The following is a 12,439-nucleotide window of genomic DNA, read 5'->3' as shown; positions in this document are numbered from 1 at the left end:
GATTACCTGTTTGCGCTTATGCGACGCTGCGTACGGCGCGGGTCAGGTGGTCGGCGTGCAGCTGCTCGAGCCGGATGACCGGCGCACCCAGCTGGCGGGCCAGAGCAGGGGCCAGGCCAAGCCGCACAAAGGATGTCTCGCAGTCGACCACTACCGCGGCGGTGCCCTCGGCAGCCAGCCGCGCTGCCGCGATCCTGGTGCGGCCCAACGGGTCCGGGCCCGCGGTGGCGCGGCCGTCGGTGAGCACCACCACCAGCGGTCGCCGGGCCCGGTCGCGCACCCGCTCGCGCAGCACGAGTTCTCGCGCCGCCAGCAGACCTTCGGCCAGCGGGGTCCGGCCCCCGGTGTCGAATCGGGCCAGCCGCCGCCCGGCGATGTGCGCCGACGAGGTCGGCGGCAGCAGCACGGTGGCGCCGTGCTGGCGGAAGGTGATGACCGCGACCTTGTCGCGCCGCTGGTAGGCATCGCGCAGCAGCGACAGGGTGGCGCCGCCGACGGCGGCCATTCGGTCGCGGGCCGCCATCGACCCGGATGCGTCGACGACGAAGATCACCAGGTTGCCCTCGCGGCCCACCCGCACGGCGCGTCGCACGTCGCCCGGGCCCAGCCGGAGCCGGCCGGCCCCGGACGCATGCTCGGCCGCGGACAGCAGGGTGGCAAACAGGTGCAGGCCGTGGGCGTCCGGCGCGGCGGGGTCGGCGGCGGCGACCACGCTGCCGGAGGCGTTGCGGGCGCGGGATCGCCGGCCGGGCGCGCCTTCGCCGACGCCGGGGACGGTCAGCGCCCGGGTGCGGAACACCTGCGACGGCGCTGCGCTGGGGCGCGGCGGTTGCGGGGCGGGGGGTCGTTGTGGTGGCGCCTCGGTGTCTGCGGCGCCATCCGCCGACCGGCCGCCGCCGGGCGGGTCGGGGTCCGGCTCGGGGGCGCCCGGGGATTCGGCTTGGGATTCGGCGGCCTTGGCCAGCGCCTCGTCCAGTTGGTCGCGATCGATGCCGTGGTCGTCGAAGGGGTCGCGGCGACGGCGATGCGGCAACGCGAGCTCGGCGGCCACCCGGATGTCCTGTTCCGCCACGGTGTGCGCGCCGCGCCAGGCCGCGTGTGCGGTCGCAGTCCGGGCCACCACCAGATCCGCCCGCATCCCGTCAACGTCGAATGCTGCGCACAGCGCCGCGATACGCCGTAACTCGTTGTCCGGCAACACCACATCGTCGACCACCGCCCGTGCGGCAGCTATCCGGCGGGCAAGCTCGGCATCGGCGTCGGCGTAGCGTTGCGCGAACGCGTCCGGGTCGGCCTCGTAGGCCATCCGCTGCCGGATCACCTCCACCCGCACGTCGACGTCGCGCGATGCCTGCACGTCGACGGTGAGGCCGAACCGGTCCAGCAACTGCGGACGCAGTTCGCCCTCTTCGGGATTCATTGTTCCGATCAACACGAAGCGGGCCTCGTGGGTGTGCGAGATACCGTCCCGTTCGACATGCACCCGGCCCATCGCGGCGGCATCGAGCAGAATGTCGACGAGGTGGTCGTGCAGCAGGTTGACCTCATCGACGTAGAGCACGCCCCCGTGCGCTCGGGCAAGTAGACCCGGCGCGAAGGCATGTTCGCCGTCACGCAGCACCCGCTGCAGGTCCAGCGACCCCACTACCCGGTCTTCGGTTGCGCCCAAAGGCATTTCGACCAGCCCGGCACCGTCCGAGCCGGTGGCCGCCGACAACAACGCGGCCAGACCGCGCACCGCCGTCGACTTCGCGGTGCCCTTCTCGCCGCGGATCAGCGCCCCGCCGATCTCCGGACGCACCGCGCAGAGCAGCAGGGCCAGCCGCAACTGCTCGTGCCCGACGATCGCGCTGAACGGGTAGGGCTTCACCGCTGCGCCCCCACCGCGGGGCCGGAAGCGGGTCGCAGCATCGGGACGTGCGGGATGCCGCCGTCGATGAATTCGTCGCCGTCGCGCACGAACCCGTGTTTGGCCCACATGTCGGCCAGGTAGGTCTGCGCGTCGACCCGGCACGGGTAGTCGCCCACTTCGGCCAGGGCGGCGCGCAATAGCCGGGTGGTGTGGCCCTGCCCGCGAGCGCTGCGTTTGGTGCACAGCCGGCCCAGGCGGAACGCCTTCTCGCCGCCGGGGTGTTCCTCCATCAGCCGCAGCGTGCAGATCACTTCTCCTGGTGAGGTTTCCAGCCAGAAATGCCGGGTCTCGGCGAGCAGGTCGCGACCGTCCAGCTCGGGATAGGGACACGCCTGCTCGACCACGAACACCTCCACCCGCAGCTTGAGCAGCTCGTAAAGCGTTGGGGCGTCCAGGTCTTTGGACCACATCCGGCGCAAAGCTTCAGTCAACGGCGCTCTCCCAACTGCAGTGCCCGCGCCGTCCACGACCTCAACTCCTCATACAGCGCCGGCTCGCGGGACAGTTGCGCGCCCAGCGACGGCACGATCTCTTTGAGGGTGGGCAGCCAGGATTGGTAGCTACCCGGGAAGTAATTCTCCAGCACTTCCAGCATTGCGGGTACCGCGGTCGAGGCACCCGGCGATCCGCCGAGTAATCCGACGATGCTGTGGTCGGCGGCGCCGACGATGGTGGTGCCGAATTCCAGCACGCCGCCGCGGCGCCGGTTCGGCCGGATCACCTGCACCCGTTGTCCGGCCACCGTCAGCTGCCAGTCGGAACCCGTTGCGCTGGGCGCGAATTGGCGCAGCTGGCGGATCCGGCCCGGCTCGGGCAGGCGTAGCTGACCGAGCAGGTAGTTGAGCAGTTTCGTCTCGGTGACCCCGACGCCGAGCACCGACGACAGGTTGCCGGGCCGAATCGAGCGGGGCAGGTCGCTGAAATGCCCGTGCTTCAAGAACTTCGGCGACCAGCCGGCATACGGCCCGAACACCAGCCACGGTTTGCCGTTGACGTACCGCAGGTCCAGATGCAACGCACCCAGCGGCGGCGCACCTGCAGCTGGGCGGCCGTACACCTTGGCCCGGTGCGCCGTGGTCAGCGCGGGTTCGGCGGTACGCAGGAAACGGCCGCCGATCGGAAAGCCGGCGAAACCCTTGATCTCCTCGATCCCCGCCTTCTGCAACAGCGGCAGCGCATCGCCACCCGCACCGACGAACACGAATCTGGTGTTCAGCTTCCGCTTTTCGCCGGTGCGGCGGTTAACGACCGTCAACGTCCAGCTGCCGTCGGACTTTCGCGACAGCCGGCTGACCTGGTGACCGAACAGGACCGTGGCGCCGGTGCTCACGCAGTAGCCGAGGAGTTGCCGGGTCAGCGCACCGAAGTCGACGTCGGTGCCGTCGGCGGCCCAGTTCAAGGCGACGGGTTCGGCGAAGTCCCGCCCGGCGGCCATGAACGGCAACCGGCGCGCGAACTCGTCGGGATCGTCGATCATCTCGGTAGCGGCGAACAACGGGTTGTGCGCCAGCGCCGCGCACCGCCGACGCAGATAGTCGACGCCGTCGGCGCCGCGCACGAAACTCACGTGGGGCACAGGCCGCAGAAACCCGCGGACGTCGGTCAGCATGCCGTTCTCGACGGCGTACGCCCAGAACTGCCGGGTGACCTGGAACTGCTCGTTGACCAGCACCGCTTTGGTGATGTCGATCGAGCCGTCGGGCCGCTGCGGGGTGTAGTTCAGCTCGCACAGGCCCGCGTGACCGGTGCCGGCGTTGTTCCACGGACTGCTGCTTTCCGCGCCGACGGCGTCGAGCCGTTCGATCACGGTGACCGACCAGTCCGGTTCCAGCCGCCGCAGCAACGCGCCCAGGGTGGCGCTCATGATTCCGGCGCCCACCAACACGACGTCGGTCGTGGATCGCTCTGCCACCGGGTCCCTGATCCTTCCTTGCCGGCCTGCGCCGGTCCCAGGCTATCGCGAGCGGCTGGGCCGTCACGACTTCTGGGGCGTGGGCGCCCGTCGATGGCCGCGTCCCGGCGACCACGCTTTAAGCTGGCCCTCGTGACTGGCTGGATGCCCGACGTCCTCCCCGGGTACTGGCAGTACACGATCCCGTTGGGACCCGACCCCGACGGTGAGGGCGATGTCGTGGCCACTTTGGTGCGCCGTGGCGACCAGCCGGCCGGTGATCGCGCGGTGCTGGCGATCCACGGCTACACCGACTACTTCTTCCAGACCGAGCTGGCCGATCACTTCGCCGGCCGCGGCTTCGGGTTCTACGCCCTGGACCTGCGGAAGTGCGGCCGCTCACGGCAGCCGGAACAGACGCCCCACTTCACCACCAAACTCACCCAGTACGACGACGAGCTGAACCGCGCGATCGCCCTGATCCGGGAAGGCTCCCCGCGGGTCAGCGTGCTGATGTACGGGCATTCGGCGGGCGGGCTGATCGTGTCGCTGTGGCTGGACCGGCTGCGCCAGCGGCGCCTGCTCGCGCCGACCGGCATCGACGGGCTGGTCCTCAACAGCCCGTTTCTGGACCTGCACGGCCCCGCGGTACTGCGGCTCGGCGTCACCTCGGCCACCATCGCCGCGCTGTCCCGGGTGCGCAGCAGAGGTGTCGCGCGGGCCAGCGGCACCGGTGGTTACGGCTCCAGCCTGCACCGCGACTATCACGGCGAGTTCGAATACAACCTGCAGTGGAAACCGCTGGGCGGCTTCCCGGTTACCTTCGGCTGGCTGCACGCCGTGCGTCGCGGCCAGGCCCGACTGCACCGGGGACTCGACGTCGGCGTGCCGAACCTGATACTGCGTTCGGACCACACTGTGGACGAGAACGCCGGGCCGGCCGCGCTGCAACAGGGCGACGCGGTTCTCGACGTTCGTCAGATCGCCCGCTGGGCGGGGTGTATCGGCAACCGCAGCAACATCATTCCGGTGCCGGACGCCAAACACGACGTGTTCTTGTCGCTGCCGCAGCCACGCAAGCTGGCCTACCACCATCTCGACCGCTGGCTCGACGACTACCTGGACGAACTGAACGACACCGGCGCCTCGGCACCGTCGGGGAAAGGCTGATTCAATGGAGACCTACGACCTGGCCATTATCGGAACCGGTTCGGGCAACAGCATTGTCGACGAACGCTACGCCACTAAACGGGTGGCGATCTGCGAGCAGGACATCTTCGGCGGCACCTGCCTCAACGTGGGTTGCATCCCGACCAAGATGTTCGTCTACGCCGCCGAGGTGGCCAAGACGATCCGTGGTGCGGCGCGCTACGGGGTGGACGCGCACATCGACGGGGTGCGCTGGGGCGACATCGTGTCGCGGGTATTCGGGCGCATCGACCCGATCGCGGCCGGGGGCGAAGAGTACCGGCGTTCGGCGAAGAACGTCGACGTCTACGATCGGCACACCCGTTTCGGGCCGGTCCAGGCCGATGGGCGCTATCTGTTGCGCACCGAGGCCGGCGACGAGTTCACCGCCGAGCAGGTGGTGATCGCGGCCGGTTCACGGCCGACGATTCCGGCGGCCATCGCCAAATCCGGTGCCCGGTACCACACCAGCGACACCATCATGCGGGTTCCCGAGCTGCCCGAGCATCTGGTGATCGTCGGAAGTGGCTTCATCGCAGCGGAATTCGCGCATGTGTTCTCCGCGCTCGGCACCCGGGTGACGTTGGTGATCCGGGGCGGTTGCCTGCTGCGGCACTGTGACGACACCATCTGCGAGCGGTTCACCCGCATCGCCGCGGGTAAGTGGGAGCTGCGGACGCACCGCAATGTCGTCGCCGCCCGCAACCGCGGCGGCCCGTCTGCCGGAGTGTCGCTGACGCTGGACGATGGCTCGACCCTCGACGCCGACGCACTGCTGGTGGCGACGGGACGGGTGGCCAACGGCGACCGGCTGGACGCCGAGCAGGCCGGGGTGGCCGTCGAGAACGGCCGGGTGATGGTCGACAAATATCAGAGAACCACGGCCCGTGGGGTTTTCGCGTTGGGCGACGTTTCGTCGCCGTACCAGCTCAAGCACGTCGCCAACCATGAGGCACGGGTGGTGCAACGAAATCTATTGTGCGACTGGGACGACACCAAGTCGATGGCTGTCACCGACCACCGGTTCGTGCCGTCGGCGGTGTTCACCGATCCTCAGTTGGCCAGTGTCGGGCTGACCGAAAACCAAGCCGTCGCACAAGGATTCGATGTGACGGTGAAGATCCAGGACTACGGCGACGTCGCATACGGCTGGGCGATGGAGGACACCACCGGCATCGTCAAGCTGATCGCCGACCGCGGCACCGGTCAGCTGCTCGGCGCGCACTTCATGGGGTATCAGGCCTCGGCGCTGATTCAGCCGCTGATCCAGGCGATGAGCTTCGGGTTGACGGCCCCGGAGATGGCCCGCGGCCAGTACTGGATCCACCCGGCGCTGCCCGAGGTGGTCGAAAACGCCTTGTTGGGGCTGGGATGCCTGTGATTACCCGGCGAGCTGGAAAGGCGTGGTGAGCGCGGCTCGGCGGGGTTGTCGGTGCCCGCTGTTTTGATGGGGTTATGTCTTCGTCCACCCTTGCTGAGCCTGCGGCGGTTTCGCCTGCGCAGCGTTCGGAGGCGTTGTTTGAGGAGTTGGCGGAGCTGACCGGGCAGCGCAATGCCATCGATGGGCGGGTGGTGCAGATCGTGGCTGAGATCGAGCGTGAGGGGCTGCGGGGGGCCACCGGCGGCGCTCGATCGCGGCGTTGGCGCCCTGGCGCACCGGGGTGTCGCTGCGCAACGCCAAAACCCTGGCTGCCATCGCCCGACAAGCTGAACATTTCAATGACCCCACTTACAAATAAATGGAAAATGAATGGTTCAACTGGGTCAAAAAAGGTGCCCACGTAGATTTCCGGATCGATCTCATGTCACCAGGGATTGATCCACACACTTCTTGTCAAGTACGACGTTTTCGGGCTCTTCGTGAACGAGAGTGCGTCGGTGATCGGCGGATTGCCGGGAATGTTGTCGTGTCGGTGAGCTGAGGTGGGCCCTCGGCGGGTGACGATTCGGGTTCCTACACCTGCCACAACCACCACACCGAGGGAACCCGTGCCTGAGGCTACTGCCTGCTCGCCGTCTGTTGTTGCCGACACGATCATGCGCACCATCGAGTTGGGGGTGACGATCACTGACGCCGCAGTCGACGAGAAGCAGACCACGATCTTTTGCACGCCGGTGGCCCGTGATCCCCGCTGCCCGGACTGTGGCCACGACGGCCGCTATCGCGACACGGTCGTGCGGCCGTTGACCGATCTGCCGGTGGCCGGCTGCCCTCCTGGTGCTCAGGGTCGCAATCCCGCGCTACCGTTGTCTCACACCACAGTGCGGGCGGGCGGTGTTCAACCAGAACCTCGACAAACTTGCCGCCCCACGCTCGTCGACGACCCGTCGGTGTGCCCGATATGTATTGCGGCGGTTAATGATCGACCGCACGACCATTTCGGCGATCGCAGGCGAACTCGGGTGTCCTGGCATACCGTCAGCACGATCGCCGTGCGCACCGTTGCGGCTGTGATCGCCGCGGCCGGACCCGATCGGCTTGACGGTGTGCGGGTCATCGGGGTCGATGAGCACCGCTGGCTCCACGGCGACGCGGCACCGCAGGGTTCGTCACGTTGATCATCGACCTCACCCCGGTCCGCGACGGCACCGGGCCAGCACGGCTGCTTGACCTTGTCGAAGGGCGCTCCGCTGCAGCACTGAAGGCTTGGCTGGCCGATCAGCTGCCGGCGTTTCGCGAGCAGGTCGAGGTCATCGCCATGGACGGCTTCGGCGGCTACAGACCGCCGCCACCGAGGAACTGCCCGACGCCACCGCGGTCATGGATCCGTTCCACGTCGTCGCGCTGGCGGGCCTGAAGTTGGATCTGTGCCGCCAACGCATCCAGCAGCTGACCTGCGGGCACCGGGGTCGCACCGGCGATCCGCTCTACGGAGTACGCCGCTCCCTGCGCACCCGGGTGCCGTTGCCAAGCGCCCGGCAACGGGCACGATTGGAAGCGGTGTTCGCCGATGACGATCATCTCGGGGTCATGGTGACCTGGAGCGTCTATCAGCGCATCATCGCCGCCTACAGCCACCCCGACCGACGCCGCGCCAAGACCATGATGACCGCGATCATCAACTCGTTACGCCGCGGCGTCCCCGCGATCCTCGCCGAACTGGCCCAACTCGGCCGTACCCTGCACCGCCGCCGCGCCGACATCCTGGCGTTCTTCGACCACCGCGCCTCTAACGGGCCCACCGAGGCCATCAACGGCCGCCTGGAAGCCCTGCGCCGCAACGCCCTTGGCTTCCGAAATCTCACCCACTACCGATGGCGCTCACTGCTACACAGTGGCGCCTTGCACTCACTGGTCGATGCACTCTGAATTACGAAGAGCCGGAAAACCGCCACTACACAAGTGTTGTCGCGTGCCTAAGGGTTGCCGCGGCGACCCGGGACTGCGCTGAGTGAACAGCGACCCCTGACAACGCGACCGCGGCCGGCGCTAGAGGATCGACGAAAGCGCCCAGAGGCCGAGAATCGTCCACACGCCGGTAGTGGCCGCAATCGGGTTTCCGATCGCGTTGACCAACCCCATCGGATCGCCGGCGAACAACTGCTGCATTCCGTCCGCGAACAGCGCGAGGTCGTACTGCGGAACCGAGATGAAAGCCGCCGCAGCCAGATCCACCAACGGAGTCAGCACCGGCACACCGGTGACGGCAGCCGCCTGCATGCTGTCGAACACCGAAGTCCCCGACGGGATCGTCAGCGTGGGCGGCGTGACGGAGGCCAGCGCGCTTGGTGTTTGCGCGACGCCGGCCATCGACGGCAGCAACGGCGACAACAACGGCGAGAACTGCCCAAAGGTGATGTCGTTGACGAATGCCGCGGCACCCTGCCCGGCCCCCGACACCAGATCGCCGGCGAAGCTGATCGGATTGATCGCCGGCAACAGCCCGAATCCGGTTGGCACATCGGCAAACCCGGTCGAGTAGCCGTAGTGGGGGTCGCCGTAACCCCAGTTGACCAGGTACGTCAGGTCCGGTTGCACCAGATCCGCCAACGGGTTGCCGATGATCGGGATCGCGCGCAGCGGCTCGAGCAGCGGCAGGTTCGGGTAGGTGATCATGTAGTAATTGGTCGCCACGTCGCTCGAAGAGACCGGCAGCTGGACCAGGTGCGCGAAGCCCGGCAGGTTGCTCGGGTCGAGCCCGGCGTACGCGCCGTGGACGAACAGAATGCCCGCGGCCGCATTCAGGTCCGCGAGGAAATTGATCGGATACCGCGGGAAATCGGCGTAACCGTCGTACTGCAGCGTGATCACATTGGTGGGGTACGGCGTGTTCGACGGCGTCGCACCGTAGAAATCCAGGCCGATGCTCGGCAGGCTCAGGCCGGGGAAGCGCGACAGGAAACCCCCGTTGGGATTCACCGGGTTGCCCAACAGGGTGAAGGTGATCTGACTCTGGTAGGGGCTTCCCGCCGCGAGCAGGTTGTGCAACTCGAACGAGTTGATGATGGCGCTCTGCGAATAACCCACCACCGTGACGTTGTTACCAGCCGTAATCTGTTGTGCTATAGCAGAATTCAGCAGCGACACGCCACGCGCCACCGACTCGTTGAGGGTCAGGGTACCCAGGCCGGTGAGCGGATACAGACCCTCAGGTGTGAACACGCCCCGGGAGCTGGTGTAGGGAAAGGCGACGTACTTCAGCACGACGTCGATGTAGGCCTGCGTAGGTGTGGGCATGCCACTGCCGCCCATCACCAGCGCGACGGGATCCACGAGCGCGGGGCCCGTTCCGGCCAGCGCCGACACCAGCGACCCCGCCGATGACGTGCTCGCAGCACCACCCCACAACGACCGGATCGGAGCTACCACGGAGTCCAGCTGCGCCCGCACGGCGTTGGCGGTTTCGGCCTCGGCGTAGGCGAGCCCACCGGTGGCCAGCTTTTGCGCGAAGGCGTCGTGGAATGCCGTGATCTGGGCGAAGATCCCCTGAAAATCCTGGCCGTATGAGCCGAACAGCGCCGCGATAGCCGTCGAGACCTCGTCGGCGGCCGCCGCCGCCAGGCTGGTCGTCCGGACCCCCGCGGCGGCACCGGCCTGGCCGAGAGCCGTTCGAATATCCACCAAATCGGTTGTGGCCGTTGCCAACAAGTCCGGGTGCACACCCAGGTATGCCATCGACTCGCCCCCGACCCGTCTCCCGCTCCCCGGGAATAATCCCCAGCACTAACGACGTGCAGTTTGTCATTATTTGACGGGGACGTCATCCGAACCGCCAATTCCCGCGGCCACCAATCCTGCTAGGGCCGCGCCGGACGATCCTTGCCCTGACACTGCGGGCACAGACCGTGCAGCGTCAGACCGGCCCGCTCCGAGAGCGCGAAGGAACTGCCCGCCATCGCATGCTCCAGCGCCGAACTGAGCTGACGGGCCGGCACCTCGATGATCGAGCCGCACCGGGTGCACACCGCATGATGATGCGGGGCGGTGGCCATCCCGTAGGTGGTGACGCCGCCGTCGAGGGTCAGCGCATGCAGGACACCCTGGTCCACCAGCATGGTCACCGTGCGGTAGATGGTCGCCAGGTCGGGCAGCGGGGTTCCCCCGGCCAAGTGGGCCGGCAGCCGCTCGCGGATCTCGGCCACCGACAGATGCCCGTTGAACGGTTCGAGCACCGCCAGCACCTGAATTCGTGACGGCATCCGCCGCAACCCGCGGGCACGGAGGAATTCACCCAGGCGTTCGGCGGCCGCCGGGTCCAATCCCGCCGATTCGGTGGTCACCCGCCCAGTGTCGCGCCGACGGCCCGGGATTGCCAGCGCGCGCGGCCAGCAGACGGATCAGTACTTGCAAGTCACTTGCACTCAGCTTGTCGGCGAACCTACAGTCGGTGCGTCTCTCGCTCGTGGGAAGGACCCGGATGGCCAGCGGCCTGCTCGACCGGTCCCGCCTACGCGACGCCTTGTCGACGGCGGAGTGGAGGCGGTTGGCACTGATGCTCGCGGTGATCACCGCGCTGCACCTGATCGGCTGGGTCACCCTGGTTATAGTGGTCGAGCCGGCCCATTTGAGGTTGGACGGCAAGGCATTTGGCATAGGCATCGGGCTTACCGCATACACCCTGGGCCTGCGGCACGCTTTCGACGCCGACCACATCGCCGCCATCGACAACACCACCCGCAAGCTGATGGGCGACGGGCAGCGCCCACTGGCAGTCGGATTCTTCTTCTCCCTCGGCCACTCCACCGTGGTGTTCGTGTTGGCACTGCTGCTGGCGGCGGGAGTGCGGGCAATCTCCGGCCCGGTCGAGGACGACTCGTCGCGGCTGCACCATTACACCGGGCTGATCGGCACCAGCGTCTCGGGCGTGTTCCTGTACCTGATCGCGCTGCTCAACGTCGTCGTCCTGGTGGGCATCGTGCGGGTGTTCGCGAAATTGCGTCGCGGCCACTACAGCGAAAGCGAACTCGAACGCCAGCTGGAAAACCGCGGACTGGTCAACCGCTTATTGGGCCGCTTCACCAGGTCGATCACCAAGTCCTGGCACATGTATCCGGTCGGACTGCTGTTCGGGTTGGGATTCGACACCGCCACCGAAGTCGCGTTGCTGGTGCTGGCCGGAACCAGCGCGGCCTCCGGGCTGCCGTGGTACGCCATCCTGTGCCTGCCGGTGCTGTTCGCTGCCGGCATGTGCCTGTTGGACACCATCGACGGCTCGTTCATGAACTTCGCCTACGGCTGGGCCTTCTCCAACCCGATCCGCAAGATCTACTACAACATCGCCGTGACCACGCTGTCGGTGGCCGTCGCCCTGCTGATCGGGACGGTGGAGCTGCTCGGCCTGTTCGCCGACCAACTGCGCTGGCACGGTCCGTTCTGGGACTGGCTGGCCGGGCTCAACCTGAACACCGTCGGGTTCGTCGTCGTCGCGATGTTCGTTCTCACCTGGGCCGTGGCGTTGCTGGTCTGGCGGTACGGGCGCATCGAAGAAAGATGGGGCGCCGAAACCAATCCCGAATAAGCGCTACCGGTCCCGACTCGGCAGTGTAGAGCGGGCAGAGCGGTGTAGAACGGTGCCCATGGGCATTCCGGGACTCGGGTGACCGCCGGTGCATGAGCTGTCGCTGTGTCAGGCGATCGCCGGTGTGGTCAGGTCCCACGCCGACGGACGGCACGTCGAGGTGGTCCGGGTGCGGGTGGGGGCGCTGCGGCAGGTGGTGCCGGATTCGCTGTCGTTCTGCTGGACGCTCGTCCGGGATTGGGAGGCCATGCCCGACGCGGAGCTGGAACTGGAACTCGTGAGCGCTGAAGTGCGCTGCCGGGCCTGCGGAGAGCAGTCGGAGATTACCTCGGCGTGGTCGATCTGGTGTCCGGCGTGCGACAGTCCCGACGTCGAGGTGGTGCGCGGCAACGAATTCTTGGTGACATCGCTCGACGTGACGTGAAATAGCTTCGCAGCGAGCGGGATTCACCTGCAAACCGTTCGCAATTGGAATCCCCCTACCTCCCA

The 12,439-nt window shown here is 67.5% G+C and carries 9 protein-coding genes and 2 pseudogenes; 6 read left to right on the top strand and 5 right to left on the bottom strand.

Annotation, left to right across the window (positions count from 1 at the left end):
• Nucleotides 1-16: 16 nt before the first annotated feature.
• The 3 genes from MKCMC460_RS11035 to mqo are packed head-to-tail and all read right to left on the bottom strand — an operon-like array spanning nt 17 to nt 3,824.
• Nucleotides 17-1,870, bottom strand: coding sequence for a magnesium chelatase subunit D family protein (locus tag MKCMC460_RS11035; protein ID WP_238305699.1), 1,854 nt, complete (start codon nt 1,868-1,870; stop codon nt 17-19).
• Entirely contained in the window at nt 1,867-2,343 is a 477-nt protein-coding gene (locus MKCMC460_RS11030; RefSeq protein WP_236976509.1) for a GNAT family N-acetyltransferase, read from the bottom strand. The genes MKCMC460_RS11035 and MKCMC460_RS11030 overlap by 4 nt, the downstream gene beginning before the upstream one ends.
• A complete protein-coding gene (gene mqo / locus MKCMC460_RS11025; protein ID WP_236976511.1) occupies nt 2,340-3,824 on the bottom strand; it encodes a malate dehydrogenase (quinone) in 1,485 nt (494 codons plus the stop codon). Before mqo ends, MKCMC460_RS11030 begins: the two co-directional genes overlap by 4 nt.
• A gap of 132 nt (nt 3,825-3,956) precedes the next feature.
• On the opposite strand from mqo, the gene MKCMC460_RS11020 reads away from it, so the two are divergent.
• The 4 genes and pseudogenes from MKCMC460_RS11020 (at nt 3,957) to MKCMC460_RS11005 (ending at nt 8,301) form a co-directional block, all read left to right on the top strand.
• Nucleotides 3,957-4,973 (top strand): alpha/beta hydrolase, encoded by a 1,017-nt coding sequence (locus MKCMC460_RS11020; protein ID WP_236976513.1) that lies wholly within the window; start codon nt 3,957-3,959, stop codon nt 4,971-4,973.
• 4 nt (nt 4,974-4,977) lie between these two features.
• Nucleotides 4,978-6,372: a mycothione reductase gene (mtr, locus tag MKCMC460_RS11015; RefSeq protein ID WP_236976515.1), complete on the top strand. Its 1,395-nt coding sequence runs from the start codon at nt 4,978-4,980 to the stop codon at nt 6,370-6,372.
• Nucleotides 6,373-6,446: 74 nt separating this feature from the next.
• Nucleotides 6,447-6,709: pseudogene (locus tag MKCMC460_RS11010) on the top strand (DUF222 domain-containing protein); the annotation flags it as partial.
• Nucleotides 6,710-7,028: 319 nt separating this feature from the next.
• Nucleotides 7,029-8,301: pseudogene (locus MKCMC460_RS11005) on the top strand (ISL3 family transposase).
• A gap of 120 nt (nt 8,302-8,421) precedes the next feature.
• Here the strand turns inward: MKCMC460_RS11005 and MKCMC460_RS11000 are convergent.
• Nucleotides 8,422-10,107: a PE-PPE domain-containing protein gene (locus tag MKCMC460_RS11000; RefSeq protein WP_236976517.1), complete on the bottom strand. Its 1,686-nt coding sequence runs from the start codon at nt 10,105-10,107 to the stop codon at nt 8,422-8,424.
• Between the two features lie 122 nt (nt 10,108-10,229).
• Nucleotides 10,230-10,712 carry a Fur family transcriptional regulator gene (locus MKCMC460_RS10995; protein ID WP_236976519.1) on the bottom strand — a complete coding sequence of 161 codons (483 nt, stop codon included), beginning with the start codon at nt 10,710-10,712 and terminating at the stop codon, nt 10,230-10,232.
• Between the two features lie 137 nt (nt 10,713-10,849).
• Here MKCMC460_RS10995 and MKCMC460_RS10990 point away from each other — a divergent pair, with 137 nt between their 5' ends.
• A complete protein-coding gene (locus tag MKCMC460_RS10990; protein ID WP_236984257.1) occupies nt 10,850-11,950 on the top strand; it encodes a HoxN/HupN/NixA family nickel/cobalt transporter in 1,101 nt (366 codons plus the stop codon).
• An 88-nt stretch (nt 11,951-12,038) separates the two neighbouring features.
• Entirely contained in the window at nt 12,039-12,374 is a 336-nt protein-coding gene (locus MKCMC460_RS10985) for a hydrogenase maturation nickel metallochaperone HypA (RefSeq protein ID WP_236976521.1), read from the top strand.
• Nucleotides 12,375-12,439: the final 65 nt, after the last annotated feature.

Source organism: Mycobacterium sp. 20KCMC460, assembly GCF_022179425.1.
In the GTDB taxonomy this organism is placed as follows: domain Bacteria; phylum Actinomycetota; class Actinomycetes; order Mycobacteriales; family Mycobacteriaceae; genus Mycobacterium; species Mycobacterium kiyosense.
Note: the sequence above shows the minus strand (reverse complement) of the source record. Positions and strands in the feature narration are given on the sequence as shown.